The 26524-nt window shown below is 67.9% G+C and carries 26 protein-coding genes and 1 pseudogene; 13 read left to right on the top strand and 14 right to left on the bottom strand.

Annotated elements, in window-relative coordinates:
* Nucleotides 1-39: 39 nt before the first annotated feature.
* The 6 genes from T428_RS0114865 to modA all read right to left on the bottom strand — a co-directional run bounded on the left by T428_RS0114865 (nucleotide 40) and on the right by modA (nucleotide 4663).
* Entirely contained in the window at nucleotides 40-318 is a 279-nt protein-coding gene (locus tag T428_RS0114865; RefSeq protein WP_025737118.1) for a GlsB/YeaQ/YmgE family stress response membrane protein, read from the bottom strand.
* Between the two features lie 165 nt (nucleotides 319-483).
* Nucleotides 484-783, bottom strand: a complete 300-nt coding sequence (locus T428_RS0114860; protein WP_025737116.1) for a GlsB/YeaQ/YmgE family stress response membrane protein — start codon at nucleotides 781-783, stop codon at nucleotides 484-486.
* 77 nt (nucleotides 784-860) lie between these two features.
* Entirely contained in the window at nucleotides 861-1850 is a 990-nt protein-coding gene (locus T428_RS0114855; protein WP_025737115.1) for an alanine and proline-rich secreted protein Apa, read from the bottom strand.
* Between the two features lie 108 nt (nucleotides 1851-1958).
* Nucleotides 1959-3077 carry a sulfate/molybdate ABC transporter ATP-binding protein gene (locus tag T428_RS0114850; protein ID WP_025737114.1) on the bottom strand — a complete coding sequence of 373 codons (1119 nt, stop codon included), beginning with the start codon at nucleotides 3075-3077 and terminating at the stop codon, nucleotides 1959-1961.
* Nucleotides 3078-3080: 3 nt separating this feature from the next.
* Nucleotides 3081-3875 (bottom strand): ABC transporter permease, encoded by a 795-nt coding sequence (locus T428_RS0114845; protein ID WP_025737113.1) that lies wholly within the window; start codon nucleotides 3873-3875, stop codon nucleotides 3081-3083.
* Nucleotides 3876-3877: 2 nt separating this feature from the next.
* Nucleotides 3878-4663, bottom strand: a complete 786-nt coding sequence (modA, locus tag T428_RS0114840) for a molybdate ABC transporter substrate-binding protein (protein WP_025737112.1) — start codon at nucleotides 4661-4663, stop codon at nucleotides 3878-3880.
* Nucleotides 4664-4919: 256 nt separating this feature from the next.
* Here modA and T428_RS0114835 point away from each other — a divergent pair, with 256 nt between their 5' ends.
* Nucleotides 4920-5597 (top strand): SDR family oxidoreductase, encoded by a 678-nt coding sequence (locus T428_RS0114835; RefSeq protein ID WP_025737111.1) that lies wholly within the window; start codon nucleotides 4920-4922, stop codon nucleotides 5595-5597.
* A 274-nt stretch (nucleotides 5598-5871) separates the two neighbouring features.
* Nucleotides 5872-7260 (top strand): NAD(P)/FAD-dependent oxidoreductase, encoded by a 1389-nt coding sequence (locus T428_RS0114830; protein WP_025737110.1) that lies wholly within the window; start codon nucleotides 5872-5874, stop codon nucleotides 7258-7260.
* Here T428_RS0114830 and T428_RS0114825 read toward each other — a convergent pair.
* From T428_RS0114825 to T428_RS0114795, 7 genes are read right to left on the bottom strand one after another with little or no spacing between them, the layout of a single operon-like run.
* Nucleotides 7257-7898 (bottom strand): urease accessory protein UreD, encoded by a 642-nt coding sequence (locus T428_RS0114825; RefSeq protein WP_036468100.1) that lies wholly within the window; start codon nucleotides 7896-7898, stop codon nucleotides 7257-7259. The genes T428_RS0114830 and T428_RS0114825 overlap by 4 nt on opposite strands.
* Nucleotides 7888-8562: an urease accessory protein UreG gene (ureG, locus tag T428_RS0114820; protein ID WP_025737108.1), complete on the bottom strand. Its 675-nt coding sequence runs from the start codon at nucleotides 8560-8562 to the stop codon at nucleotides 7888-7890. The genes T428_RS0114825 and ureG overlap by 11 nt, the downstream gene beginning before the upstream one ends.
* 10 nt (nucleotides 8563-8572) lie before the next feature.
* Nucleotides 8573-9208: an urease accessory protein UreF gene (locus T428_RS0114815; protein WP_025737107.1), complete on the bottom strand. Its 636-nt coding sequence runs from the start codon at nucleotides 9206-9208 to the stop codon at nucleotides 8573-8575.
* A gap of 2 nt (nucleotides 9209-9210) precedes the next feature.
* Nucleotides 9211-10932: an urease subunit alpha gene (locus T428_RS0114810; RefSeq protein ID WP_025737106.1), complete on the bottom strand. Its 1722-nt coding sequence runs from the start codon at nucleotides 10930-10932 to the stop codon at nucleotides 9211-9213.
* Entirely contained in the window at nucleotides 10932-11243 is a 312-nt protein-coding gene (locus T428_RS0114805; protein WP_025737105.1) for an urease subunit beta, read from the bottom strand. The genes T428_RS0114810 and T428_RS0114805 overlap by 1 nt, the downstream gene beginning before the upstream one ends.
* On the bottom strand, nucleotides 11240-11542 hold the full coding sequence (locus T428_RS0114800) for an urease subunit gamma (RefSeq protein ID WP_025737104.1): 303 nt from the start codon (nucleotides 11540-11542) through the stop codon (nucleotides 11240-11242). The genes T428_RS0114805 and T428_RS0114800 overlap by 4 nt, the downstream gene beginning before the upstream one ends.
* A 36-nt stretch (nucleotides 11543-11578) precedes the next feature.
* Nucleotides 11579-11998 carry a PaaI family thioesterase gene (locus T428_RS0114795; RefSeq protein WP_025737103.1) on the bottom strand — a complete coding sequence of 140 codons (420 nt, stop codon included), beginning with the start codon at nucleotides 11996-11998 and terminating at the stop codon, nucleotides 11579-11581.
* A gap of 320 nt (nucleotides 11999-12318) precedes the next feature.
* Between T428_RS0114795 and T428_RS28260 the strand changes: the two genes are divergently transcribed.
* From T428_RS28260 to T428_RS0114745, 11 genes and pseudogenes are all read left to right on the top strand, one after another.
* Nucleotides 12319-12711 (top strand): BlaI/MecI/CopY family transcriptional regulator, encoded by a 393-nt coding sequence (locus T428_RS28260; RefSeq protein ID WP_036468097.1) that lies wholly within the window; start codon nucleotides 12319-12321, stop codon nucleotides 12709-12711.
* A gap of 38 nt (nucleotides 12712-12749) precedes the next feature.
* Nucleotides 12750-13700 carry a M56 family metallopeptidase gene (locus T428_RS0114785; RefSeq protein ID WP_025737102.1) on the top strand — a complete coding sequence of 317 codons (951 nt, stop codon included), beginning with the start codon at nucleotides 12750-12752 and terminating at the stop codon, nucleotides 13698-13700.
* Between the two features lie 89 nt (nucleotides 13701-13789).
* Nucleotides 13790-14493: pseudogene (locus T428_RS36120) on the top strand (NAD(P)-binding domain-containing protein); the annotation flags it as partial.
* Nucleotides 14494-14560: 67 nt separating this feature from the next.
* Nucleotides 14561-15247, top strand: a complete 687-nt coding sequence (locus tag T428_RS34650; RefSeq protein ID WP_245604921.1) for an NADP(+)-dependent, decarboxylating phosphogluconate dehydrogenase — start codon at nucleotides 14561-14563, stop codon at nucleotides 15245-15247.
* Nucleotides 15248-15269: 22 nt separating this feature from the next.
* Nucleotides 15270-16709 carry a GuaB1 family IMP dehydrogenase-related protein gene (locus T428_RS28250; protein ID WP_036468096.1) on the top strand — a complete coding sequence of 480 codons (1440 nt, stop codon included), beginning with the start codon at nucleotides 15270-15272 and terminating at the stop codon, nucleotides 16707-16709.
* Nucleotides 16710-16882: 173 nt separating this feature from the next.
* Nucleotides 16883-18253, top strand: coding sequence for a hemolysin family protein (locus T428_RS0114770; protein ID WP_025737101.1), 1371 nt, complete (start codon nucleotides 16883-16885; stop codon nucleotides 18251-18253).
* The gene (locus T428_RS0114765) at nucleotides 18250-19290 is read left to right on the top strand and encodes a hemolysin family protein (RefSeq protein ID WP_025737100.1); all 1041 of its coding nucleotides are present in this window, start codon (nucleotides 18250-18252) and stop codon (nucleotides 19288-19290) included. Before T428_RS0114770 ends, T428_RS0114765 begins: the two co-directional genes overlap by 4 nt.
* Before the next feature lie 235 nt (nucleotides 19291-19525).
* Nucleotides 19526-21718, top strand: coding sequence for a malate synthase G (locus T428_RS0114760; RefSeq protein WP_025737099.1), 2193 nt, complete (start codon nucleotides 19526-19528; stop codon nucleotides 21716-21718).
* A gap of 14 nt (nucleotides 21719-21732) precedes the next feature.
* A complete protein-coding gene (locus tag T428_RS0114755) occupies nucleotides 21733-23796 on the top strand; it encodes a substrate-binding domain-containing protein (RefSeq protein WP_025737098.1) in 2064 nt (687 codons plus the stop codon).
* A gap of 19 nt (nucleotides 23797-23815) precedes the next feature.
* Complete coding sequence (locus T428_RS33640; protein WP_211243959.1) at nucleotides 23816-24100, top strand: hypothetical protein; 285 nt, start codon at nucleotides 23816-23818, stop codon at nucleotides 24098-24100.
* Nucleotides 24101-24341: 241 nt separating this feature from the next.
* Complete coding sequence (locus T428_RS0114745) at nucleotides 24342-25223, top strand: helix-turn-helix transcriptional regulator (protein WP_025737097.1); 882 nt, start codon at nucleotides 24342-24344, stop codon at nucleotides 25221-25223.
* On the opposite strand, the gene T428_RS0114740 is transcribed toward T428_RS0114745, so the two are convergent.
* Nucleotides 25220-26494, bottom strand: a complete 1275-nt coding sequence (locus T428_RS0114740) for an HNH endonuclease (RefSeq protein WP_025737096.1) — start codon at nucleotides 26492-26494, stop codon at nucleotides 25220-25222. The two genes, T428_RS0114745 and T428_RS0114740, sit on opposite strands and share 4 nt — an antisense overlap.
* Between the last annotated feature and the right edge of the window lie 30 nt (nucleotides 26495-26524).

Below are 26524 nucleotides of genomic sequence, written 5' to 3'. Positions count from 1 at the left end.
CTGCGCCTCGTCGATGCGCAGCGGCAAAAGACCTTGTCTCTACAGGGTCTTGGTGCGGGAGGTGGCGAACTTGTAGATCAGCAACAGGATCACCGCACCGACCAGCCCACCCAGGAATGCGTGGTTGATCGGCGGGGTGATCGTGAAGTGGTGCGGCGGGAAAACCACGCTTCCGAGCGTGCCGCCGACGTACGAGCCGACGATGCCGAGCAGCGCGGTTGCGACCCAGCCCATCGGCTGCTTGCCCGGCACCAGCAGTCGCGCAACCAGGCCGACGATCAGACCCAGGACGATCAGCCAGATGATGTGCATGACCATGACCGGCTCCTTACTATTAACTTACAGTGGGACGTGGGCCGTATACCCCGTCGGAGCCGACTCAACCGCTTCGGCGAAATAGCATTTCCGCTGCCGGAATTCGACGCGAGCCGCAGACCAGCAGTCCGCCGGCGGACCGCCGATCGTTATTTGCCACAGGCGGCTTCAGCTCTTGCGCACCAACCCGACGATCCACAACAGGATCACCGAGCCCAGCAGCGCGGTGAAGAAGGTGAAGATCCGGCCGCCGGCGGCGGTGTCGAAGAAGAAGCTCAGCAAGAAGCCGCCGATCAGCGCGCCGACGACACCGATCACGATGTTCATCAAGATTCCGGACCCGGAACCCTTCACCAGCTTGCCTGCGGCCCACCCGGCCAGGCCGCCGATGATGATGTAACCGATCACGCCGACGCTCGTCGTCGTGGTCGATTGGGCCAGATACTCGGCGGTTGCCATGACATCCATGCAAGTCTCCTCGCGATTCGGCTGCCCGAGCTCAGCCTAGGATTCCGGGCAGTCGTCCCGGTACACCCTGTGTGTGGCTAGGTAGTAAACGATGTCTGTTGCGGTGCCGGGCTCGGCGTCGGAGTGACCTCGCTCGCGGGGGCTCCCGGAGCCGGTGGCGGAGCGCCTGGAGCGGGCGCCGGCGCGCCCGGAGCCGGCGCCGCCGGCGGTGGGGTGAAGGGCAGGATCGACTCGGCCAGCGCCGAGGCGCCGACCTTGTCCACCGGGTTGTTGCTGGTCCCGAGCCACACCACGAACCAGCGCTGGGGCGGTCCGGCGGTGGCCGCATTGGGAGCGCTGACGACGCCCGTCCAGATCTGGCCGTTGGGCTTGCTGGGATCGCTGAACTTGACCTCGTAGAACGACGAGCTGCCGGTGATCCCGTTGGCACCGGTCAGCGGGCCGGACTCCTGATTGATCCGGGTGCCCGGGTACGGCATGAAGAACTCGCCCATGTCCGAGCCCAGCCGGACGGCGGCCTTGGCGTCGTTGGCTTCTGCGCTGGCATAGAGCTTTTGGTCCAGGCGACCCATCACAATGCGCGTGTCGTTGGCTACCGGCGCGGGCTGACCGGGTTGTGGCGGCGGACCGATCATCTTGCTGAGCAGTGCCGAGCCGTAGTCGAGGTGCGACGCGTCCGACTCGGCCCAGCCGCCGGGTAGCAGGTAGCTGAACCCGCCGACGGCGTTGGTGATGCGGGCGGCGTTGGGGTCGACGGGCGGGGGCGGCGGTGGAACGGGCGCGTTCGGGTCACCCGGTGCCGGTTGCCCAGCGGGTGCCGATTGCCCAGCGGGTGCCGATTGCCCAGCGGGTGCCGATTGCCCAGCGGGTGCCGGTGCGCCGGGCGCGGGCGCGGCGGCCGGGGGCGGTGCGGTCGTCGTTGCCGGAACCGGAGTCGGGACCTCGGGATCGGCGTTCGCGGGCGCCGGCAACGCGAGGGTGACGGCACTGGCACTGGTCACCGTGGCGATCGCCAGCGTCGCCCACAAACCTTTGCGACGTGTCGAGTTGAAGTCCACCTGATCCATGGCGACGAACCTACCGCGTTACCGCTGTGACGCAAGGGTGCCGTGCGGGCGATGCCAGGCGGTTTTCCCGATGTTGCCGGAGCGCAACCTGACCGGAGTCCACGCAGTTCACCGCCGGTCGGGGTGTCGGGATGCGGCCGGATACAACGCCACTTCGAGCGCTTTGACCGAGAACCACACCCGCTCCCCGGGTGTCAGCCGCAGCTCGGCGGCGGCGTCGACGGTGATCTCGGCGGCCAGTCCCGGGGCTCCGTCCGGCTGCTGTGCACCGCTCACCACGACGGCGGGTCCGCGAATATCGAGCTCCGCGACGGTGACGTCGACGCAGTTACGCGGGCTGCCGTGCGGTAGGTCCCGGTACACGGACACCGCGGTCGGCGGGAACACCGCGATCGCGTCTTGGCCGCTGGTCAGCTCGGCGCCCGGCTGCTCGGCCGGGGTCCCGTACCAGCGAGCACCCGCGCGGGTCCGCAGTGCGCCGTCTCCGCCGATGGTTCCGTTGACGAGGTTGACGCCGGCGAGGCGAGCCCCGAAATGGCTGCGCGGGGCGGTGAGCACCTCGGGCACCGGCCCGACCTCGGAGATCTTCCCGCCCTCGAGCACCAGCGCCCGATCCGCCAGGGGGAACACGTCCAGCAGGTCGTGGGTGATTAGGATGACCGCGCAGCCGCTGCGGGCGACCACCGTTCGCAATACCGACCGGATGGCCGCGGCAGCACCGACGTCCAGGCCGGTCAGCGGCTCGTCGAGCAGCAGCACTTCGGGTTCGGCGGCCAGCGCCCGCGCGATCGCCACCCGCTGCGCCTGACCGCCGGACAGCTGCCGGGGTTTGCGGTCGGCGAACTGCGCGGCGTCCACTTCGCCCAGCCAGCGCAGGGCCGTCTGCTTCTGCTTGGAGAAGTGGAAAAGGCCGCGACGGCTGTGCGGCCCGAATGCCACGTTGGCCGCGACGCTCATGTGCGGGAACAACAACGGGTCCTGCAGCAACAGCCCGACCCGGCGGTCGTGCGTCGCCACGTCCACCCCGGCAGCGGTGTCGGTCAGCACCCGATCCCCCAGCCGCACCAGGCCCTCGTCGGGGTGCACCAGCCCGGCGATCACGTGCAGGGCGGTCGACTTGCCCGCCCCGTTGGGCCCGAGCACCGCCAGCACCTCGCCGGCAGACACCGAGAACTCCACGTCCAGCTGCCGGTCCGCCACGACCGCCCGAAGCCGCAACTCGCTCACCGGCTACCTCGCGGCTGTCCCGGTCAGCCGGCGGGCACCCAGGCCGAGTACCACCAGCGCGGCCACGGCGACGAGCAGAATCGACAGGGCCACAGCGGCATCCGCGTCACTCACCCGTTGCAGGTAGATCTCCAGCGGCAAGGTGCGAGTGACGCCCTGTCGGGAACCCGCGAAGGTCAGCGTCGCGCCGAACTCCCCCAGCGAACGGGCGAATGCCAGCACCGCGCCAGACGTCAGGCCCGGTAGCAGCAGCGGCAGGGTGACCCGCCACCACACCGTGCTGGGTCGCGCCCCGAGCGTGGCCGCGACGACCTCGTAGTCGGATCCCGCGGTGCGGGCAGCGCCCTCGAGGGAGATCACCAGGAACGGCAACGAGACGAAGGTCTGCGCCAACACCACGGCGGTGGTGCTGAATGCGATGCTGACGCCGGCCGCCTCCAGGTACTGCCCGATCAGTCCGAGCCGGCCGAACGCGTACAGCAACGCGATGCCGCCGACCACCGGCGGCAGCACCAGCGGCAACAGGATCAGCGGCCGCAGCAGTCGGACCAGCGGCGTCGTGCTGCGGGCCAATACCAGCGCCATCGGCACGCCCAGCAGCACGCACAGCACCGTGCTCGCGGCCGCGGTCTTGAGACTGAGCAGCAGCGCCGTCTTGGACGACGAGCTGGTGATCAGCGACCAGAAATTCGGCCAATCGACCTTGATCGCGATCGCCAGCAGCGGCAACACCACGAAGGCGGCGCCGGTGGCGGCGGGAACAAACACCCACCGCGGCAGAGTCGTGGGCCGGCGCACGGTTAGGGTTTGGCGAAGCCGAACTGCGCCAGGATCTTCTGACCCGCGTCGGACGTCACCAGGGTCACGAACTTCTGCGCCGTCGCCGGTTGCGGCGCCTTCTTCAACACCCCGAGGGGATAGACGTTGACCGCGCCTGCGGCCTCGGGGAAGTTGACCTTCGCCACCTTGTCTTTTGCGCTCTTGGCGTCGGTGACGTAGACCAGCGCGGCGTCGGCCTGAGCGGTGGTGACCTTGTTGAGGACGTCGGTCACGCTGACTTCCTCGCTGACCGGGTTGAGGTGTCCGCCGGTGCTGTCTTCGATGCGTTGGGTCGCCGCCCCGCAGGGCACCGGCCGCTGGCAGATCACCACGCTGGTGCCCGGCCTGGCCAGATCGGCGAAGGAACCGATGTGCTTCGGATTGCCCGGCGTCGTGACGATGACCAACGTGTTGGCGGCGAAATTCGTCGGGTTCCCAGCCAGCAGCCCGGCCTTGACGACGGTGTCCATCTGAGCGGTGTCCGCCGACGCGAAGACATCGGCGGTCGCCCCCTGAGTCAGCTGGGTGGCGAGTTCGGAGGAGCCGGCGAACTCGAATTCCACGCCGCTTCCCGGATTGTCGGCCTTGAATTGCTGCCCGAGCTGGGTGAACGCGGGCTTGAGCGAGGCCGCGGCGAACACCATGATCGAGCCCGGCGCCGACGACGAGGGAGCGGGCGGCGACGACGACGGCTTCGAGCTACACGCCACCACACCCGCGACGAGCACCGCGGATACCAACCCGGCCAGGACCCCGATCCGACGCATGGACAGACCCTAGCCTGGGGTGGGTTAAGCAGGGACGACCAAACAGTTATCGAAAATTGTCCGCGCGTCGCGGCGTCCTTAGTTTCCCCTTAAAACTACTGTCCAGTAACATTCGGCTAGATTGACGCCATACGCGCTGAGATCCCAGGCATCGGCCCGGGGGCGTGACACCATCGGAACCACGTTCACATCGTCGGGCACAGCGTTACCGCTGGTGAATGCCGGGGTCTGGGTTCGATGTCGAACACGAGGAGGTATGGCATTGGAGGTGCTGGTCACCGGCGGCGACACGGATCTGGGGCGCACCGTAGCCGAGGGATTTCGCGATGGCACCCACAAGGTGACCCTCGTGGGTGCGCGGCGCTGCGACCTCGAGATCGCTGCCAAAGAGCTGGACGTCGACGCGATCGTCTGCGACACCACCGACCCGGCCAGCCTTGAGGAGGCTCGTGGGTTGTTCCCCCACCACCTGGACACCATCGTCAACGTGCCCGACAGCGGCTGGAGCGACGGCGACCCGCGCACCTACTCGCTGTCGGACACCGCAGCGGTGTGGCGCAGCTCCCTCGAGGCGACCGTGCTGTCGGCGGTGCTGACCGTGCAAGCCGTCGGTGACCACCTGCGCTCCGGTGGTTCCATCATCAGCGTCGTGCCGGAAAACCCGCCCGCGGCAAGTGTCGACGCCGCGATCAAAGCCACGTTGTCGAGCTGGATCTCCGGGCAGGCCGGCGTGTTCGGAACCCGCGGGATCACGGTCAACGCGCTGGCCAGCGGCCGCAGCACTCAGGCCGGATACGACGGCCTGTCGCGCACCCCGCCGTCCGTCGCCGACGAAATCGCCCGGTTGGCGCTGTTCCTGACGACCCCCGCCGCCCGGCACATCACCGGCCAGACACTGCACGTCAGCCATGGGGCGCTCGCGCGTTTCGCCTAGGGCGGGTACGGTTTCTCGACGCCGGTGTGAGCTTTAGTCTCGCCGCACCTGGGTACTCACCAGGGGTCATCACACCGCCGCCGCAGCTGTTCGTCTGTAACCGACGTCGTAGTCGGCGGCGGGTATGACGCGAATCACGTTGGTGCGACCAGCGGTAACGGCTTGGTGTGGTTGATTGCACAGGCTGCTACCTGGGTTTCGCCGCGGCGTGATGACTAGCGTTGTAGCTAACTTGACCGCGCACTACGAGGCCCCACCAGGAGCATCCACAGTAATGAGCCCCCAGCAGGTAGCTACAGCTGAACCGAAGCGACGACACCGAGTTGTCATCATCGGATCGGGATTCGGCGGACTCAACGCGGCAAAGAAACTCAAACGGGCCGACGTCGACATCAAAATGATCGCCCGCACCACGCATCACCTGTTCCAGCCGTTGCTGTACCAAGTCGCCACCGGGATCATCTCCGAGGGTGAGATCGCCCCGCCAACCCGGGTGGTGCTGCGCAATCAGCGCAATGTCCAGGTGCTGCTGGGCAATGTCACCCACATCGACCTGGCCAACCAAACCGTGGTCTCGGAGTTGTTCGGCCACACCTACGAAACTCCCTACGACAGCCTGATCGTCGCCGCCGGTGCCGGCCAGTCGTACTTCGGCAACGACCACTTCGCCGAATTCGCGCCCGGCATGAAGTCGATCGACGACGCGCTCGAGCTGCGTGGTCGCATCCTGAGCGCCTTCGAGCAGGCGGAGCGGTCGAGTGATCCCGAGCGCCGCAAGAAGCTGCTGACGTTCACCGTGGTCGGTGCCGGACCGACCGGCGTCGAAATGGCAGGGCAGATAGCCGAATTGGCCGAGTACACCTTGAAAGGTGCGTTCCGCCATATCGATTCGACGAAGGCACGGGTGATCCTGCTCGACGCCGCCCCGGCGGTGCTTCCGCCGATGGGCGAGAAGCTCGGCGAGCGGGCCAAGGCACGGCTGGAGAAGATGGGCGTCGAGATCCAACTGGGTGCCATGGTCACCGACATGGACCGCAACGGCATCACCGTCAAGGATTCCGATGGCACCATCCGGCGTATCGAATCCGCGTGCAAAGTCTGGTCGGCCGGCGTGCAGGCCAGCCGGCTTGGTCGCGACGTCGCCGAGCAGTCCCCCGCCGAGCTCGACTGGGCGGGACGGGTCAAGGTGCTGCCCGACCTGTCCGTCCCCGGGTACCCGAACGTGTTCGTCGTCGGTGACATGGCCGCCGTCGAGGGTGTGCCCGGCGTCGCGCAGGGCGCGATCCAGGGCGCCAAGTACGTCGCCAACGCGATCAAGGCCGAACTCGCCGGCGCCGACCCCACCCAACGCGAGCCGTTTCAGTACTTCGACAAGGGTTCGATGGCCACGGTGTCGCGATTCTCCGCGGTGGCCAAGATCGGCCCGCTGGAGTTCAGCGGCTTCATCGCCTGGCTGATGTGGTTGGTGCTGCACCTGGTGTACCTGATCGGGTTCAAGACCAAAATCACCACGCTGCTTTCCTGGACCGTGACGTTCCTGAGCACCCGGCGTGGTCAGCTGACCATCACCGACCAGCAGGCCTTTGCCCGAACACGGCTCGAACAGCTGGCCGAGCTGGCCGCCGAGGCCCGCGAGTCCGAGACGGCCCGGGCCGCCAGCTAGCCGACCAGCCGCTGCGGTTGCCAGGTGCTGAGCGTCCCGCCGCCCGCCAACCTCAGAACGGTCGATTCGCTCGGCATGGTCGTGGATTCTGTTGCCGGATAGCATAATTCGCTGATGGTCGCCCGCGGGGCGGCGATGTCGTCGTCGGCGATCGACCCGGCACCCATTTCCAGCCGGTGCCGCAGCAGCGGGCGATCACTCCGGTCGGCCCATAGTGATCCCGACCAGAAGCCGTCGCGCTCATCGCATCTGCCGATCTGGACGCGTTCGCGCAAGCGCACCCGGCCGTCGGCGCGCAGGACCAACACCACCTTCGACACATGCCGCGCATCGGCGGCCACGACCGTGGGCTCTAGATCGACGTCGAGACTTCCGCTCACCTCGATGTCCCAATCGGCATGTGACGTCGGCGTTTTCCACCCGGGCAGGGCTACGGTGGCGGCGGCGCTACGCAGCTTCAACACCGCGCCGGCCTCGACGACGATCCGGACGCGGATGGTGTCGCCGCCCAACGGGGTGGCAGCCGCCGATACCAGGTGCACCGTATCGGGCGCGGTGCAACGGGCCTGGATGCCGCCGCTGCACTCGATGCGCGGCAACCGCTGCCGCGATGCGACCAGCAAGACCTCAGAGTGCATAGGCGCTCAGCTGGCTGCGCACCCAGGCCAGCGCGCCGGTGGCGGCTGGGTCCTCGGTCAGCGACTGGAACACCGTCGGGCGCCCGTCGCGCACCGCGTCGGCGTCGCGTGCCATCACGTCGAGATCGGCGCCCACCAACGGAGCAAGATCAATCTTGTTGACTACCAACAGGTCCGAGTATGTCACCCCCGGGCCACCCTTGCGCGGCACCTTGTCGCCCCCGGCGACGTCGATCACGAACATCTGGAGGTCCACCAGGCCGGAGGAGAAGGTCGCGGTCAGGTTGTCGCCGCCGGACTCGACCAGGATCAGGTCCAGCGCATCGTGGGCGGCGATCAGGTCGTCGATCGCGTCGAGGTTCGCGGTGATGTCGTCGCGAATCGCGGTGTGCGGGCAGCCGCCGGTCTGCACGGCCGCGATCCGGTCGTTCGGCAGCACCGCGTGCTTACGTAAGAAGTCCGCGTCCTCGGTGGTGTAGATGTCGTTGGTCAGCACCGCCAGCGACAGCTCGTCACGCAACTGCCGGCACAACGCGGCGACCAGGGCGGTCTTTCCGGAGCCGACCGGGCCGCCGACTCCGATGCGCAGCGGCTCTCCCGGACCCCTGATGCGCTTGGGTCGGTCGGCGTGCGGATGCGGATGGCCATGGAAATGTGCTGGCATGTCATGTCTTTCAGGAGGCGAATAAGGGTCGCTCACGTTCGGTGTGCCGCTGGGCCAAGGTGTCGAGCAACGGATCCGACAATTCGGCCAGGCCGAGGCACGCCTGGGTGGCGGTGTGTTCGCACAACGCCGCCAGCCGGAACGTCAGCGCCGCCACGTCGGCCGGATCAAGGGCGAGCAGCCGCTGAGCCGCCGTGGCCGAGCCCGTCATCGTGGTGTAGACGATGGCCAGCGCGCTCTGCTCGGGGCTCAGGCCGCTCACGGCACCGACGCGCCCGGCCGCGACGGTAAGGTGCGGCCGCGGGCCGAGGTCGTCCCAGTCGGCATCCGGCCAGACCCGTCGGGCCAGCCTGGCCAACCCGCGGCCCTGGCCGCGCGACGCCTGTCGGGCCGCCGGCGCCGGAGTGCGCGCATCAGTCTCCTGATCGGCTTGCTCGGCGTCGAGCTGACCGCGGTGCAGTGCCGCGGCGACCGATGCCGTCACCAACCCGTGGCTGCGAATCCTGCGGTGCAAGAACGCGTCTAGCGTGTCCAGGTCGCGCACCAGGCCGCTGGTGACGGCCTCCTCTACGCCACCGGAATGCACATGGGAGCCGGCCGGCAGTCGCGAATCGGCCAGGGTAAGCAGCGTCGCCAGTGCGGACATCGTCAGAACAGGAAATAGCGTTGTGCCATCGGCAGCGCCGCGGGCGGCTGCTCGTGCCAGACCTCGCCGTCGACGCGCACGGTGAAGGTGTCCGGGTCGACCTGAATGTCGGGTAGCGCATCGTTGAGCGGCAACGCCGCCTTGCCCAGCCCGCTGGTGTTGCGCACCGCGACCAACCGCCGGTCGACCGCCAGCTTTTCGGCCAGACCCGCCTCGATCGCTTGCGGCGCAACGAAATGCACCGACGTGGCCGCCGCTGCCGTCGGCGCGGCGGCGAACATCGGACGCGGCAGCAGCGGCTGCGGGGTGGGGATGGACGCGTTGGCGTCGCCCATCGCCGCCCAGGCGATCATGCCACCCTTGAGGACCGCGTGCGGGCGGACGCCGAAGAACTGCGGTTCCCACAGCACCAGGTCGGCCAGCTTGCCCACTTCCACCGAGCCGGTCTCGCCGTCGAGCCCGTGCGCGATGGCCGGGCAGATGGTGTATTTGGCGACGTAGCGGCGCACCCGCAGATTGTCGGCAGCGCCGTCGCCGGGCAGCGCCCCGCGACGGCGCTTCATCACGTGCGCGGTCTGCCAGGTGCGCAGCACCACCTCGCCGATGCGGCCCATCGCCTGCGAGTCGCTGCCGATCATCGAGATCGCGCCGAGGTCGTGCAGCAGGTCCTCGGCCGCCATCGTCGACGGCCGAATCCGGCTCTCCGCGAAGGCCAAATCCTCGGGCACCTGCGGGTTGAGATGATGGCAGACCATCAACATGTCCAGGTGTTCGTCGAGGGTGTTGACCGTGTGCGGGCGGGTCGGGTTGGTGGAACTGGGCAGCACGTTCGGCTGGCCGGCGACCCGGATGATGTCCGGAGCGTGACCGCCGCCGGCGCCCTCGGTGTGATAGGTGTGGATCGAGCGGCCGGCGATCGCGGCCAGCGTGTCTTCCACGAAGCCCATCTCGTTGAGGGTGTCGGTGTGCAACGCCACCTGTACCCCGGCGGTGGAAGCGACCGTCAGGCAGGCGTCGATCGCGGCCGGAGTGGCGCCCCAGTCCTCGTGCAGCTTGAAACCCGAAGCGCCGCCGCGTAACTGCTCCCACAGCGCCTCGTGGTTGACGGTGTTGCCCTTGCCCAGCAGTGCGAAGTTCACCGGCCAACCGTCGAGCGCCTCGAGCATGCGGGCCAGGTGCCAGGAGCCCGGCGTCACGGTGGTGGCCTTGCTGCCCTCGGCGGGACCCGTGCCGCCGCCCAGGATCGTCGTGATCCCGGCCGCGAGGGCCTCGGACATCAGCTGTGGGCAAATCAAATGCACATGGCAGTCGACGGCCCCCGCGGTGATGATGCGGCCGTTGCCCCCGATGACCTCGGTGCTGGGCCCGACCACCAGATCCGGATGCACACCCGACATGGTGTCGGGGTTGCCGGCCTTGCCGAGTGCGACGATCCGGCCGTCACGAATCCCGATGTCGGCCTTGATGATTCCCCAGTGATCGATGATCACCGCGCCGGTGATCACGGTGTCGGGAGCGCCTTCGGCGCGCGACGCCCGCCCCTGCCCCATCGACTCGCGCAGCACCTTGCCGCCACCGAACACGGCCTCGTCGCCGGCCAACCCCGGTCCGTCGCTGCGGTCTTCGGTGATTTCGATCAGTAAGTCGGTGTCCGCCAACCGGATGCGATCGCCGGTCGTGGGGCCGTACAGCTGGGCGTACTGTTCGCGAGACAGCTTCGTCATCAGCGGTCCAGCCGTCCGGGCGGGTTCAGGCTGAGCCCGTACACCTCGCGGCTCCCCCGCAGCGGCACCAGCCGAACATGTTGGGCCACACCGGGTTCGAAACGAACCGCGGTTGCGGCGGGCACATCCAGCCGGTAGCCGTGGGCCGCGTCGCGATCGAACGACAGCGCCGAGTTGGCTTGCGGGAAATGGACGTGGCTACCCACCTGCACCGGGCGGTCGCCGGTGTTGAGGATCAGCATGTCCAGGCGCGGGGCATTCGCGTTGATCTCGATATCGCCGCTGCCGTAGAGGATTTCGCCGGGAATCATGCGATCGGGTGGTGTACGGTGACCAGCTTCGTGCCGTCCGGGAAGGTTGCTTCGACCTGTACGTCGGCCAGCATTTCCGGCACCCCCTCCATCACGTCGTCACGGGCGAGTACGTCGCGGCCGCTGGCCATCAGCTCGGCAACCGAGCGGCCGTCGCGTGCGCCTTCGAGAATGTGGTCGGTGATGACGGCGACGGCTTCGGGATGGTTCAGCCGCAGGCCGCGGGCGCGGCGACGGCGAGCCAATTCGGCGGCATAGGACAGCAGGAGCAGCTCCTGCTCGTGCGGCGTCAGGCGCATGGTCTGAAATCCTGCCATGCGGCCCCGGGGATCCGCTCACCGTCGGCGAGGCTCGAGATTCTGCAGCCGCACCTGCCCGCGGGCTACCACCTTGTCGTTGTCATCGGTGATGGTGACCAACCACAACTGCTGGCGCCGGCCGCGGTGAATCGGTTCGGATATGCCGTAGACCGTTCCCGAGCCGATCGAGCGCAGGAAGTCTGTGTTGTTGTTCACACCCACCACCTCGCCGCCGCCCTGGGTGGCGAGCCAGGTGTAGGCGGACACGCTGGCCATGCTCTCGACCATAGCGCAGTAGACACCGCCGTGAACCAAACCCATCGGCTGCAACAGTTTAGGAGTGACCTCGAGCTGGGCACGCGCGCCGTCGGGGCTGAGTTCGGTGAATCGCAGGCCCAGCTCGGCATCGAACGGTGCGGTGAAACCTGGTGGGATCGGGTCTGGCGACGTCGGCACGCTCTGTTGTCTACACCATCACGCCCGGTCGGTCGCATAGCGGCGACAAAGAACAGGCGAGCCCCGTGCCCGAAGGCACGGGGCTCGCCGATCGAGTAGACCGGGGGTCACTGCAGCCCTCAGGACGCTCCGGCGGTCTGTTTGGCTCGACCTCCACGAGTATAGGCAAGGCTGTCCTAATTTGGCAAGGGTAGGCTGTGAACCACGCGGACCGGGTGCACGTGTACCCACGGTCGGATATCGATTCACCGGCTTTCTTTACGACTGCCAGTAGTAAGCCGGAGTACGCTGGTTTCAACGTTGATGGAGATGAACGAACTATGGCCAAGCTGACACGGCTGGGGGACCTGGAACGCGCGGTGATGGACCACCTGTGGTCCATGCCCGAACCGCAGACGGTCCGCCAGGTGCATGAAGCCTTGTCGGCGCGCCGCGACCTCGCCTACACGACGGTGATGACCGTGCTGCAGCGGTTGGCGAAGAAGAATCTGGTATCGCAGATCCGCGACGACCGGGCCCACCGCTACGCACCCGTGCAGGCCCGCGACGTGCTGGTCGCCGGCCTGATGGTGGACGCGCTATCCCAAGCCGAGGACTCCGGCGGCAGGCAGGCCGCGCTGGTGCATTTCGTCGAGCGCGTCGGCGCCGACGAGGCCGAGGCACTGCGGCGCGCGCTCGCCGAATTGGAAGCAAATCAACGCAATGCGCCATGAGCTGGCGCTAGACCCGCGCCCTGAGGGACACTATTGAGGTGTCCGCGTTGGCCTTTACCTTCCTCGCGGTGCTGCTGATCGGTCCAACACCAGCCCTATTAGCCCGGGCGTCCTGGCCACTGCGCACCCCGCGAGCAGCGATGGCGCTGTGGCAGGCCGTTGCCGTGGCCGCCGTGCTCTCGGCGTTCAGCGCCGGTATCGCGATCGCCACCCGGATCCTCATGCCCGGCCCGGACGGCCGGCCGACGGCCAGCATCGTCGGGGCGGCCGGGCGGCTCGGTTGGCCGCTGTGGACGGCCTACATCGCCGCCTTCGCGCTGACCGTACTGGTGGGTGTGCGCCTGGCGGTCGCGGTCTTGCGGGTCGCCATCGCCAATCGGCGCCGTCGGGCACACCACCGGATGGTGGTCGACCTGGTCGGGGTGGGGCACGACGCGGCCCTCGCCCAACCCTGTGCTCGCACCCGTGACCTGCGCGTCTTGGATGTGGCCGAGCCGCTGGCCTACTGCTTGCCGGGGGTGCGCAGTCGGGTGGTGGTCAGCGAAGGCACGCTGACCACGCTCAACAACGACGAGGTCTCGGCCATCCTGACCCACGAGCGGGCGCACCTGCGCGCCCGGCACGACCTGGTTCTGGAAGCGTTCACCGCGGTGCACGCCGCGTTCCCGCGTCTGGTCCGCAGCTCCAATGCGCTGGGCGCGGTGCAGCTGCTGGTGGAGCTGCTCGCCGACGACGCCGCGGTGCGCGCGGCCGGGCGCACTCCCCTGGCCCGCGCGCTGGTCGCCTGTGCGGGTGCGCGGGCGCCGTCGGGCGCGCTGGCCGCCGGTGGTCCCAGCACGGTGGTGCGGGTGCGCCGCCTGTCGGGGCGTGGCAACAGCATGATGTTGTCCGCGGCGGCCTACCTGGCCGCGGCCGCGGTTCTGGTGGTGCCCACCGTCGCGCTGGCGGTGCCGTGGCTCACCGAGCTCAAGCGACTGTTCAACCTCTAGCGCGGCTTACGGCGAATCCCTTTGGCGGACCGGAACTCCGCTGTGCCACAGTGTGACGGAAAACGATCTCCAACCTGAGAGGCGAAGACATGAGCTCGTCGAATTCCAAGACCGGCACCGCGCAGATCGGCGTCACCGGGCTGGCCGTCATGGGCTCGAATATCGCCCGCAACTTCGCCCGCCACGGCTACACCGTGGCGCTGCACAACCGGTCGATCGCCAAGACCGATGCGTTGCTCTCCGAGCACGGCGACGAGGGCGACTTCGTCCGCTCGGAGACCATCGCGGAATTCCTGGACGCGCTGGAGAAGCCGCGCCGGGTGATCATCATGGTCAAGGCGGGCGACCCCACCGACGCGGTGATCAACGAACTCGCCGACGCCATGGAGAAGGCGACATCATCATCGACGGCGGCAACGCCCTCTACACCGACACCATCCGTCGCGAAAAGGCGATCCGCGAGGGGGGCCTGCACCTCGTCGGCGCCGGAATCTCCGGTGGCGAGGAGGGCGCGCTGAACGGACCGTCGATCATGCCCGGCGGCCCGGCCGAGTCGTACAAGTCGCTGGGCCCGCTGCTCGAGGAGATCTCCGCGCACGTCGACGGTGTGCCGTGCTGCACCCACATCGGTCCCGACGGTGCCGGTCACTTCGTCAAGATGGTGCACAACGGCATCGAGTACTCCGACATGCAGCTCATCGGCGAGGCCTATCAGCTGCTGCGCGACGGTCTCGGCAAGACCGCCCCCGAGATCGCCGACGCGTTCGCCGAGTGGAACTCCGGCGACCTGGACAGCTACCTGATCGAGATCACCGCCGAGGTGCTCAAACAGACCGACGCGAAGACGGGCCAAGCCGCTGGTGGATCTGATCCTGGACGAGGCCGAGCAAAAGGGCACCGGCCGCTGGACGGTGAAATCCGCCCTCGACCTCGGAGTGCCGGTGACCGGTATCGCCGAGGCGGTCTTCGCCCGCGCCCGGTCCGGGTCGGTGGCCCAGCGCAAGGCCACTACCGGGCTGGCCTCCGGCGATCTCGGCGAAAAGCCTTCCGAGGCAACCCAGTTCACCGAGGACGTACGCCGCGCGCTGTACGCATCGAAAATCATCGCCTACGCCCAGGGCTTCAATCAGATCCAGGCCGGCAGCATCGAGTACGACTGGAACATCACCCCCGGCGAAATGGCCACCATCTGGCGCGGCGGCTGCATCATCCGCGCCAAGTTCCTCAACCGCATCAAAGAGGCCTTCGACGAGAACCCAGACCTGCCGTCGCTGATCGTCGCGCCGTACTTCCGCGAGGCCATCGAGGCGTCGATCGACAGCTGGCGCCGCGTCGTGGTGACCGCCACGCAGCTGGGCATTCCGATCCCCGGGTTCGCCTCGGCGCTGTCGTACTACGACGCCCTGCGCACCGAACGGCTGCCCGCCGCGCTGACCCAGGGCCTGCGCGATTTCTTCGGCGCCCACACCTACGAGCGCATCGACGACGACCCGGACAAACGGTTCCATACACTCTGGAGTGGCGACCGCAGCGAAGTGCCGGTCTAGCCAAGGGGGCTCAGCAAGCGCGATGAAGTTTCTGAACGGCGACCGGCGGCCCGGTTACGACCTGACCTATAACGACGTCTTCATCGTGCCGAACCGCTCCGACATCACGTCGCGGTTCGACGTCGACCTGTCCACCGCTGACGGTTCCGGCACGACGATTCCGGTGGTCGTCGCGAACATGACGGCGGTGGCGGGACGCCGGATGGCCGAGACGGTCGCGCGGCGCGGCGGCCTCGTGATTTTGCCGCAGGACCTGCCGAGCACGGCGGTCCGGCAGACGGTGGAGTTCGTCAAGAGCCGAGACTTGGTGCTCGACACCCCGGTCGTGCTGTCCTCCGACGACTCGGTGTCCGACGCGATGGCGCTGATCCACAAGCGGGCGCACGGTGCCGCGGTGGTGATCTTCGAAGGCCGCCCGATCGGATTGGTCACCGAGGCTTCCTGCCAGGGAGTGGACCGGTTCACCCGGGTTCGCGACGTGGCCGTGTCTGACTTCGTCAGCGCCCCGCTGGGCACCGAGCCGCGCAAGATTTTCGACCTACTCGATCACGCCCCGATCGAGGTGGCCGTCGTCACGGCTGCCGACGGCAAGCTCGCCGGCGTGCTGACGCGCACGGGTGCGGTGCGCGCCGGCCTGTACACCCCGGCCACCGACGCGCTGGGCCGGCTGCGCGTCGGCGCGGCGGTGGGCATCAGCGGCGACGTCGGGGCCAAGGCCCGGTCGCTGGCCGAGGCCGGCGTCGACATGCTCGTAATCGACACCGCGCACGGGCATCAAGAACGGATGCTGGACGCGATCAGCTGCGTGGCGTCGCTGGAGCTGGGTCTGCCGGTGGCGGCGGGCAACGTGGTGTCGGCCGACGGCACCCGGGACTTGTTGGGCGCCGGGGCCAACATCGTCAAGGTCGGTGTGGGGCCCGGCGCGATGTGTACCACCCGGATGATGACCGGCGTCGGGCGCCCGCAGTTCTCTGCGGTACTCGAATGTTCAGCTGCCGCAAGGGAACTCGGTGGACACGTGTGGGCGGACGGCGGGATTCGTCATCCCCGCGACGTCGCGCTGGCGCTGCTCGCCGGGGCGTCGAACGTGATGATCGGGTCGTGGTTCGCCGGCACCTACGAGTCGCCCGGCGACCTGATGCGCGACCGCGACGACCGGCCGTACAAGGAGAGCTACGGCATGGCGTCCAAGCGGGCCGTGGTGGCCCGCACCGCCGCGGACAGCGCGTTCGACCGTGCCCGCAAGGCGCTGTTCGAGGAGGGCATCTCCAAGTCGAAGATGGGGCTGGACCCCGACCGCGGCGGCGTCGAGGACCTGATCGACCACATCACCGCGGGCCTGCGCAGCACCTGCACCTACGTCGGTGCCTCGACGTTGGCGGAATTGCACGAGCAAGCCGTCGTCGGGGTGCAGTCGGCCGCCGGTTTCGCCGAGGGACACCCGTTGCCGCTGGGCTGGTGACCCCGCCCCCGCCGGATGTCTTCGCTACCATATGAATCCCGGTGACCTTCACCGATGAATCCCGGTGACCTTCACCGGCCGCAGCAACGCGAAAGGGATGACGTGCCGCAGGCACCCGTCGAGCCCGGCGGTTTCCCGTCGTCTCCCGGGCCATCGCGATAGCCAAGCCCGCCATGAACCTCACCGTCATCTTCGTCAGCGTGCTCGCCATCGCGGTGCTCATCTTTGGCAATGCGGTATTCGTGGCGGCCGAGTTCTCGCTGACCGCACTGGACCGCAGCACCGTCGAGGCCAACGCCCGCAAGGGCGGTCGCCGCGACCGCTACATCCAGCGCGCCCAGGACCGGTTGTCGTTCCAGCTGTCGGGTGCACAACTGGGCATCTCGATCACCACGCTGATCGCCGGCTACCTGACCGAACCGATGGTCGCCGACCTGCCGCACCCGTGGCTGGACGCCCTCGGCGTGTCGGATTCGATGGCCGACGGGATCACCGCGTTCATGGTGATGGTGATCGTGACGTCGGTGTCGATGGTCTTCGGCGAGCTGGTGCCCAAGTACCTGGCCGTGGCGCGCCCGTTGTCGACCGGGCGCGCCGTCGCCGGTTTTCAGCTGATGTTCTCGCTGCTGTTCACTCCGGTGATCCGGCTGACGAACGGCGCGGCGAACTGGATCGTGCGGAAGATGGGCATCGAGCCGGCCGAGGAACTGCGGTCGGCGCGCTCACCGCAGGAGTTGCTGTCGCTGGTGCGAAGCTCGGCGCGCGCCGGTGCGCTAGATCCCGCCACGGCCGCGCTGGTGCGCCGGTCGCTGCAATTCGGCTCGCGGACCGCCGAGGAGTTGATGACGCCGCGGTCGAAAATCGTGGCGCTGCAGACCGACGACACCGTTGCCGACCTGATCGCCACGGCCGCCGAATCGGGGTTCTCCCGCTTCCCCATCGTCGACGGCGACCTCGACGAAACCGTCGGCATCGTGCACGTCAAGCAGGTGTTCAAGGTTCCGCGGGCCGAGCGCGCCTCGACGCTGCTGACCACGCTGGTGCAGACGGTGCCGGTGGTGCCGTCGACCCTGGACGGCGACGCGGTGATGGCCGAGATCCGGGCCAACCCGCTGCAGACCGCGATGGTCGTCGACGAATACGGCGGCACCGCGGGGATCGTGACGGTCGAGGACCTGATCGAAGAGATCGTCGGCGATGTCCGTGACGAACACGACGACGCCACACCGGATGTCGTGGCGGCGGGCAACGGCTGGCGGGTGTCGGGGTTGCTGCGCACCGACGAGGTGGCCGCCGCCACCGGCTATCGGGCGCCGGAAGGACCGTACGAAACGATCGGCGGCCTGGTGCTGCGCGAGCTCGGCCATATCCCGGTGGTCGGCGAAACCGTCGAGCTGACCGCGCTGGACGGAGATGGCCTGTTGGACAATGCAATTCGCTGGCAGGCGACGGTGGTTCGGATGGACGGCCGGCGCATCGACCTGCTCGAGCTGACCGAACTGAGCAACCGTCCGGAAACGTCGGCGGAGCCCGGTCAACGATGAACGACACCCTCGGAGTGCTGCTGGCGATCCTGCTGATCGCGACCAACGCCTTCTTCGTCGGCGCGGAGTTCTCGCTGATCTCGGCGCGGCGCGACCGGCTCGAAGCGCTGGCCGAGCAAGGCAAGAAGGGAGCGGTCACGGTGATCCGCGCCGGTGAGCAGCTGGCCTCGATGCTGGCGGGCTCGCAGCTGGGCGTCACCGTCGCCTCGCTGCTGCTCGGGCGCATCGGCGAGTCAGCCGTCGCCAACCTGCTGCATTCGGCGTTCGGGCTGACCGGGATACCGCTGGCGGTGCGGCACACGTTGTCGTTCGTGATCGCGCTGGCCTTGGTGGTGACGCTGCACGTGCTGCTGGGCGAGATGGTGCCGAAGAACAGCTCGCTGGCCGGCCCGGAGCGCACGGCGATGCTGCTGGTGCCGCCCTACCTGGCCTACGTGCGGGTGGCCCGGCCGTTCATCGTCTTCTACAACAAGTGCGCGAACGCGATGCTGCACCTGTTGCGGGTGGAACCCAAAGACGAGCTGGACATCACGGTCTCACCGGACGAGCTGAGCGCGATGATCGCCGAATCGGTCTCCGAAGGCCTGCTGGACCCCGAGGAGCACACCCGGCTGACCCGGGCGCTGCAGATCGGCAGCCGGGTGGTCGGCGACGTGGCCGTCGCGCTCGAGGACGTCCGGGCGGTGCCGGTGGCGGCCCCGGGGTCCGGGCCGACGATCGGCGACGTCGAGAGCGCCCTCGCGCAGACCGGCTACTCGCGCTTCCCGGTCGCGGACGCCGACGGGCGGTTCATCGGATACCTGCACATCAAGGACATGTTGCCGCTCGGGGACGATCCGCAGACGGTCATCGACCTGTCGCTGGTGCGTCCGTTGCCGCGGGTGAGCATCACGTTGCCGCTGGCCGATGCCCTGTCCCGGATGCGTCGCACCAACAGCCATCTGGCGCTGGTCACCGCCGGCCGGGGCGTGGTGGCGATGGTGGCGATGGAGGACCTGATGGAGGATCTGGTCGGCAGCATGCGCGACGTGCAGTGACGGCATCGGCCGGGCCCGCGCGGAAAAGAGGGCCCCGGCCAGCCCGTATGATGAACGGCGCCGGTCCATTATGGGGCGAAGGGCAGGGTGCGGCGGCGCGCTCCCCAGGGCCCGTCGGGAAGCCCACGGCGAAGCCCGTCAACCGCACCGTGACCCGCCATCGCGGGTCCGGCGCAGGCGTTCGTTCGGGCCGTCGCCCCGGTAGGCTGACGGCGTAGCTAGTTGGAGGAGAAAGATGACTGACCGCGTGTCGGTGGGGAATTTGCGCGTTGGCCGAGTGCTCTACGACTTCGTGAACAACGAGGCCCTACCCGGCACCGATATCGACCCAGACAGCTTCTGGGCCGGCGTCGACAAGGTGGTCACCGACCTCACCCCGCAGAACCAAAGTTTGCTGAAGACTCGCGACGAGCTGCAGGCCCAGATCGACAAGTGGCACCGCCAGCGCGTGATCGAACCGCTGGACCCCGAGGCCTACCGGCAGTTCCTCACCGACATCGGCTATCTGCTGCCCGAACCCGAGGACTTCACCATCACCACGTCCGGGGTGGACGACGAGATCACCACCACCGCCGGCCCGCAGCTGGTGGTGCCGGTGCTCAACGCGCGCTTCGCGCTGAACGCGGCCAATTCCCGCTGGGGCTCGCTGTACGACGCGCTGTACGGCACCGACGTCATCCCGGAGACCGACGGCGCCGAAAAGGGCAGCAGCTACAACAGGATTCGCGGCGACAAGGTGATCGCGTACGCCCGCAAATTCCTGGATCAGGCGACGCCGCTGGCGTCGGGCTCGTGGGCCGACGCGACGGGCGTCAGCATCGAAGACGGCCAGCTCAAGATCGCCCTCGGCGGCGACGAGTCCACCGGGTTGGCCAGCCCGGAGAAGTTCGCCGGCTACAGCGGCGAGCTTGGCTCCCCCGACTGGTCGGTGCTGCTGGTCAATCACGGGCTGCACATCGAGATCCTGATCGACCCGTCCTCGCCGGTCGGCAAGACCGACGCGGCCGGCATCAAGGACGTGGTCCTGGAATCCGCGGTCACCACGATCATGGACTTCGAGGATTCCGTCGCCGCCGTCGACGCCGACGACAAGGTGCTGGGCTACCGCAACTGGCTGGGCCTGAACAAGGGTGACCTGGCCGAAGAGGTCAGCAAGGACGGCAAGACCTTCACCCGCGTGCTCAACGCCGACCGCACCTACACCACGCCCGACGGCAAGGGCGAGCTGACTTTGCCCGGACGCAGCCTGCTGTTCGTCCGCAATGTCGGGCACCTGATGACCAACGACGCGATCGTCGACGCGGACGGCAACGAGGTATTCGAGGGCATCATGGATGCGCTGTTCACCGGTCTGACCGCGATCCACGGGCTGCGGTCCGGCGATGCCAACGGGCCGCTGACCAACAGCCGCACCGGATCCATCTACATCGTCAAGCCGAAGATGCACGGCCCCGCGGAGGTCGCGTTCACCTGCGAGCTGTTCAATCGCGTCGAGGATGTGCTGGGCCTGCCGCAGGGCACGATGAAGATCGGCATCATGGACGAGGAGCGCCGCACCACGGTCAACCTCAAGGCGTGCATCAAGGCCGCCGCCGACCGGGTGGTGTTCATCAACACCGGGTTCCTGGACCGCACCGGCGACGAGATTCACACCTCGATGGAGGCCGGCCCGATGATCCGCAAGGGTGCGATGAAGAACACCACCTGGATCAAGGCCTACGAGGACACCAACGTCGACATCGGGCTGGCCGCCGGTTTCTCCGGCAAGGCCCAGATCGGCAAGGGCATGTGGGCGATGACCGAGCTGATGGCCGACATGGTCGAGCAGAAGATCGGCCAGCCCAAGGCCGGCGCCACCACCGCGTGGGTGCCTTCCCCGACGGCGGCCACCCTGCACGCGATGCACTACCACCAGGTGGATGTGTTTGCCGTGCAGAAGGAGCTCCAGGGCAAGAAACGCACCACGGTCGACGAGTTGCTGACCATCCCGCTGGCCAAGGAACTGGCTTGGGCTCCCGAAGAGATTCGCGAAGAGGTCGACAACAACTGCCAGTCCATCTTGGGCTATGTGGTGCGCTGGATCGATGCGGGCGTCGGCTGCTCGAAGGTGCCCGACATCCACAACGTCGCCCTGATGGAAGACCGCGCCACGCTGCGGATTTCCAGCCAGCTGCTGGCGAACTGGCTGCGCCACGGCATCATCACCAGCGAGGATGTGCGCGCGAGTCTGGAACGGATGGCCCCGCTGGTCGATGAGCAGAACGCCGGTGACGCGGCGTATCGCCCGATGGCGCCCAACTTCGACGACAGCATCGCGTTCTTGGCGGCACAGGAACTGATCCTGTCCGGTGCGCAGCAGCCCAGCGGCTACACCGAGCCGATCCTGCATCGGCGACGGCGTGAGCTCAAGGCCCGCGCCGGTGCTTGATACCGGGTCCCGGTATGGGTAGGCACAGCATGCCCGGGAAGTCGGCCGACGACCCTTCCGACGACCCGACGATCAAGTTCACCGCCCGCGACCTGGTTTCCCGCTACCAAGAGGAACGCGACAAGCCCGATCCGCGTGACCTCGACGAGGACGACGACTACGACGACTACCCGGACCCGGACGAGGAAGATTCGGACGAGGACGCCGAGGAGGACTTCGGCGACGACGGCTACGCCGCCCAGGGCCTCGACGACGAATACCCCGAGTTTCCGTCTCGGCCGGAAAGTTCCGCGCCGCCGGAGGCCACGCCGGGTGACGTCGAGTCCGGTCACCGCGTGCTCGGTGATTGGCGGGGCGGTCACCGCAGCGCCGGCGGCCGGCGGGGGGTCAGCATCGGCGTGATCGTGGCCCTGGTCGCGGTCATCGTCGTGGTCGGCACCGTCATCCTGTGGAGTTTCTTCGGCGACGCGTTGTCCCATCGCTCGCACACGGCCGCCGCGCGCTGTGTGGGGGGCAAGGAAACCGTCGCCGTCGTGGTCGACCCGTCGATCGTCGACCAGGTGCGGCCGTTCGCCGAAAGCTACAACTCCACGGCCGGGCCGGTCGGTGACCACTGCATGGTGGTGGACGTCAAACCGGCCGGATCCGACGCCGTCGTCGCCGGTTTCATCGGCAAGTGGCCGGCGGAATTGGGTTCGCAGCCGGCGCTGTGGATCCCGGGCAGCTCGGTCTCGGCGGCGCGACTGTCCGCGGCCGCGGGCCAGAAGACGATCAGCGACAGCCGTTCACTGGTGACATCGCCGGTGCTGCTCGCCGTTCGGCCCGAACTCGCCCAAGCGCTGTCGAACCAAAACTGGGGCGCGCTGCCCGGCCTGCAGACCAATCCAAACTCGTTGGCGGCGTTGAAGTTACCGGCATGGGGATCGCTGCGACTGGCGTTGCCGACGAACGGCAACAGCGACGCGTCCTACCTGGCGGGGGAAGCGGTCGCGGCGGCCTCCGTCCCGCCCGGCGCGCCGCCCACGCAGGGCGCCGGCGCACTGCGGTCGCTGACCGGCGGCCAGCCCAAACTGGCCGACAACTCGCTGACCGAGGCGATGAATGTGCTGCTGAAACCCGGTGACCCGGCAACCGCCCCGGTGCACGCCGTGATCACCACCGAGCAGCAGGTGTTCCAGTGCGGCGAGTCGCTGCCGGACGCCAAGACCACGTTGGCTACCTGGCTGCCGCCGGGGCCGGCACCGGTCGCGGACTACCCCACCGTGCTGCTCAACGGCTCGTGGCTGTCGAAGGAGCAGACGTCGGCGGCCAGCGAGTTTGCCCACTTCATGCGCAAGCCCGAACAGCTCGCGAAGCTGGCCAAAGCCGGTTTTCGCGTCAACGGGGTCAAACCGCCGAGCAGCCCGGTGACGAGTTTCGCGGCCTTGCCCTCCACCCTGTCGGTGGGCGATGACGCCATGCGCGCCACCCTGGCCGATGCGATGGCCGCGCCGTCCAGTGGGCTGGCCGCGACGATCATGTTGGACCAGTCGATGCCCGGTGACGAAGGCGGAAAAACCAGGCTCGCCAACGTGATCGCGGCGCTACAGGACCGGATCAAAGCGCTGCCGCCGACCGCGATCGTTGGTTTGTGGACGTTCGACGGCCACGAGGGCCGCTCGGAGGTCGCGACCGGCCCGCTGTCCGACCCGGTCAACGGCCAGCCCCGCCCGGCGGCCCTGGCGGCCGCGCTGGACAAGCAGTATTCGTCGGCCGGCGGCGCGGTCTCGTTCACCACGCTGCGCATGATCTACCAGGATATGCAGACCAATTATCGTGTCGGACAATCGAATTCGATTCTAGTGATCACCGCCGGGCCGCACACGGATCAATCCCTGGACGGGCCGGGGCTGCAGAATTTCATCCGCACCAGCGCGGACCCGGCCAAGCCGATCGCCGTCAACGTGATCGACTTCGGCGCCGATCCGGACCGGGCCACCTGGGAGGCGGTCGCCCAGCTCAGCGGCGGCGGCTACCAGAACCTGGCGACGTCGGCCTCCCCCGATCTGGCCACGGCGATCAGCACATTCTTGAGCTGACGCAGCGGGTCGGCCGGCAATGAACTACGACGGTGGCGACGAATTGGGCCTGCTCGCCGGTCGCTTGCTGTTCGCGGTGGAGGGCGAGCTGTTCCGCCGGCTACGCGACGAAGGGTTCGACGACATCGTCCACCGCCATGGCGCGGTGCTGGCCCATTTGCGTCCCGAGGGTGTGCGTGCGACCGATCTGGCACGGCTATCCGGGCAGGTGAAACAGGTGATCGGGTCGATCACGACGACCTCGAAGCCCTGGGCTACGTCGTACGCACGCCGGATTCGGTCGACCGTCGAGCCAAGCTCGTGATACCGACCGCTCGCGGTCGCCGTCAGATGGCTGCTGCCGACGCGATCATGACCGACATCATGATCGCACGCGCGAAATCTCGGCGCTGCCAATTTCCACAGATTTCTGGACGACTTTCGGGCCGTGATCGACCACCAGCGCGCGACCGCCGGATAGTCAGGAATACTTACTAATCGTGACGGCGTTGTCTTACTCACGATGCTTGGGGCGTGGGCATCGGGACGCAAGGGAGACGACACCGATGAACGAGGCCACCGCGATCCAAATCCAGCTCGTAGACGGCAGCGAAGGCTCGCAGCGCGATCAGCCCAGCGACGAGCGGGCGCGGATGGTCTCGCCGCTCGCCCAATTTCTGCGCAATCGTCGCGAACAACTTCAGCCGGCCGACGTGGGTCTGCCCAGCGGGGGCCGCCGGCGAGTCGCCGGACTGCGGCGCGAGGAAGTGGCCGCGTTGGCCGGTGTCAGCGTCGACTACTACCTGCGCATCGAGCAGGGACGCGAGAAAAGACCTTCCGATCAGGTGTTGGACGGTATTGCGCGGGCATTGAAGCTCGACGACGGGGACGCGGCCTATCTGCGGGACTTGGTGCGGCACCCACTCCCGGGAAAGGGGTGTCCGAAAGATCTTGCACTGGAGATCAATTCGTTGATCGACAGCTGGCCCCTTACACCGGTGCACATTCACGATTGCTCACTGAATTTGGTCGCCGCTAATCCCATTGCGCGGGCTGCCTTTCCACATCGGGAACTGGGAGACAACACGCTACGATCGCTGTTTCTGGACCCGTACACGCAGAAGTTCTACCGGAATTGGGAAAAACTCACAGTGCGGGCCGTGTCCTGGCTTCGCGTTTACGCGGTGCGCAATCCGGACCCAGGTTTGACCGCGGTCATCGACGAACTCCTGAAGAAGAGCGCGCGATTTCGAATGCTGTGGTCGTGCCCGGATGTCACGCACGCAAACAGCGGGAAAAAGAAACTCCAGCATCCCCTGGTCGGGCCGTTGACGCTGCACTTTCAACATTTGACGCTGGAGCCGACCGGGCATGTGCTCGTTCCGTTTTGGGCACAGCCGGGGTCGCCGTCCGAACGCGCTCTGCGTGAACTATCCGTGGCCCACTAGGCGGCATGCCTGGCCAGTGCGATGCCGACTCGCACTTCGATTTCGCTGACCGTGATGGTGGGTGCCCGCGGTGGGGCGGCTGACCGGTAGGTCGCTCCCGTCGGTGTGGTGAATTCTGCTGTGTGCGTATGGTTTTCATCGATGTTGGTGGTGACCTGCCAGCCGTCGGCCTCCTTGGTGTAATTGCACCGTGCGCATGAGCCGAGACCGTTGGTTGCCGTGGTAGGTCCGGCCTTGGCCCAGGGTTGGGCATGGTCGCGATGCCGGATCGGCGCGTCGCAATAGGGTGTGCGACAACGTTGATCGCGCAACTCGATGAAGCGGGCCAGACCGCGCGGGAAGAGCCGCGCCCGTGACTCCATCGCCACCAGCGCCCCGGAGCGGGGATGGGCATAAAGCCTGCGCAGCGTCGCTCGAGAGGGCCGGTCGGCGACGACGTTGGAGACCATTGCGCGGGCCACCGCGGCCGGAATGGGACCGTAACCGCAGACATCGGCCGGGGTGCTGGCGCCGCCCAGCAGTGTTTCGTCCGACACGACGAGGTTTACCGCTATCGGTATCGGGACCGCGGCCTCGCGCCCGGTGACCCGCTCGACCAGGGTGTCTGCCATCACTTGTCCGCGCGAGCGTCCGTCGGCGCGCACGTCGGCTTCGCGGCGCAACGCCGCGTACACCGAAACTCCTTGGGCCACTGGCAATAACGCGGTCACGTAGGTCATCGTGTCGGGCGCCGGCCGGATCGTCACCGTGCGTTCATGCTCGGCCCTGGCGGCTCGTTCGACGACGGCATGAGGGTCCAGCCGGTAGGCGATTGCCTTGGCAGCGGCGGCCACTCGGGCATCGCCCATACCGTTCAGGCCGGCCGGGTCGGCGCACAACTCGGCATCCAATGTGCGACGGTCCTCGACGTCCAGGCACGCGCTCTCGCGCACGATCAGGGTGGCCCGCCACTCCGAGAGCGCGCCGGATTCGAGTGCCGCCAGAGTATGAGGCATCTCGTGCACCAGGGCTTTGGCGAAACCGAGATGCCGGCTGCCCCGGGCGGGCGGGTCCCGTCGCGCCAGTGCGACCTCGCTGGCCACCCCGCGCCCGCGCTGCGCGCCGGGCATTCCCAGGGCCGCTTCAGTGGCGCGGCGCGCCGCGTCCAGGGCGGCCGCTGCCCGAGCCTGGCCCGCCGCGGCCGCGGATTTGATCCGCTCCAGCTCGGCGATGCGTTCGATCAGCGCCGATTCGTCGGCCAGCGGATCGAGCACCCCAAGTGTTTCGAACATAATTTCGAATCGTAGCCGAACCCACTGACG

The organism is Mycobacterium genavense ATCC 51234 (assembly GCF_000526915.1).
GTDB lineage: Bacteria > Actinomycetota > Actinomycetes > Mycobacteriales > Mycobacteriaceae > Mycobacterium > Mycobacterium genavense.
The sequence above is the reverse complement of the archived record's forward strand: the minus strand, read 5'-3'. Positions and strand labels throughout refer to the sequence as shown.

What these genes read in the sequence shown, in the direction of transcription:
- T428_RS0114865 (WP_025737118.1), bottom strand. Translation starts at nt 318, where the DNA reads ATGGTCATGCACATCATCTGGCTGATCGTCCTGGGTCTGATCGTCGGC.
- T428_RS0114860 (WP_025737116.1), bottom strand. Translation starts at nt 783, where the DNA reads ATGGATGTCATGGCAACCGCCGAGTATCTGGCCCAATCGACCACGACG.
- T428_RS0114855 (WP_025737115.1), bottom strand. Translation starts at nt 1,850, where the DNA reads ATGGATCAGGTGGACTTCAACTCGACACGTCGCAAAGGTTTGTGGGCG.
- modA (WP_025737112.1), bottom strand. Translation starts at nt 4,663, where the DNA reads ATGCGTCGGATCGGGGTCCTGGCCGGGTTGGTATCCGCGGTGCTCGTC.
- T428_RS0114835 (WP_025737111.1), top strand. Translation starts at nt 4,920, where the DNA reads ATGGCATTGGAGGTGCTGGTCACCGGCGGCGACACGGATCTGGGGCGC.
- T428_RS0114830 (WP_025737110.1), top strand. Translation starts at nt 5,872, where the DNA reads ATGAGCCCCCAGCAGGTAGCTACAGCTGAACCGAAGCGACGACACCGA.
- T428_RS0114825 (WP_036468100.1), bottom strand. Translation starts at nt 7,898, where the DNA reads ATGCACTCTGAGGTCTTGCTGGTCGCATCGCGGCAGCGGTTGCCGCGC.
- ureG (WP_025737108.1), bottom strand. Translation starts at nt 8,562, where the DNA reads ATGCCAGCACATTTCCATGGCCATCCGCATCCGCACGCCGACCGACCC.
- T428_RS0114815 (WP_025737107.1), bottom strand. Translation starts at nt 9,208, where the DNA reads ATGTCCGCACTGGCGACGCTGCTTACCCTGGCCGATTCGCGACTGCCG.
- T428_RS0114810 (WP_025737106.1), bottom strand. Translation starts at nt 10,932, where the DNA reads ATGACGAAGCTGTCTCGCGAACAGTACGCCCAGCTGTACGGCCCCACG.
- T428_RS0114805 (WP_025737105.1), bottom strand. Translation starts at nt 11,243, where the DNA reads ATGATTCCCGGCGAAATCCTCTACGGCAGCGGCGATATCGAGATCAAC.
- T428_RS0114800 (WP_025737104.1), bottom strand. Translation starts at nt 11,542, where the DNA reads ATGCGCCTGACGCCGCACGAGCAGGAGCTGCTCCTGCTGTCCTATGCC.
- T428_RS28260 (WP_036468097.1), top strand. Translation starts at nt 12,319, where the DNA reads ATGGCCAAGCTGACACGGCTGGGGGACCTGGAACGCGCGGTGATGGAC.
- T428_RS28250 (WP_036468096.1), top strand. Translation starts at nt 15,270, where the DNA reads ATGAAGTTTCTGAACGGCGACCGGCGGCCCGGTTACGACCTGACCTAT.
- T428_RS0114770 (WP_025737101.1), top strand. Translation starts at nt 16,883, where the DNA reads ATGAACCTCACCGTCATCTTCGTCAGCGTGCTCGCCATCGCGGTGCTC.
- T428_RS0114765 (WP_025737100.1), top strand. Translation starts at nt 18,250, where the DNA reads ATGAACGACACCCTCGGAGTGCTGCTGGCGATCCTGCTGATCGCGACC.
- T428_RS0114760 (WP_025737099.1), top strand. Translation starts at nt 19,526, where the DNA reads ATGACTGACCGCGTGTCGGTGGGGAATTTGCGCGTTGGCCGAGTGCTC.
- T428_RS0114755 (WP_025737098.1), top strand. Translation starts at nt 21,733, where the DNA reads ATGGGTAGGCACAGCATGCCCGGGAAGTCGGCCGACGACCCTTCCGAC.
- T428_RS33640 (WP_211243959.1), top strand. Translation starts at nt 23,816, where the DNA reads ATGAACTACGACGGTGGCGACGAATTGGGCCTGCTCGCCGGTCGCTTG.
- T428_RS0114745 (WP_025737097.1), top strand. Translation starts at nt 24,342, where the DNA reads ATGAACGAGGCCACCGCGATCCAAATCCAGCTCGTAGACGGCAGCGAA.
- T428_RS0114740 (WP_025737096.1), bottom strand. Translation starts at nt 26,494, where the DNA reads ATGTTCGAAACACTTGGGGTGCTCGATCCGCTGGCCGACGAATCGGCG.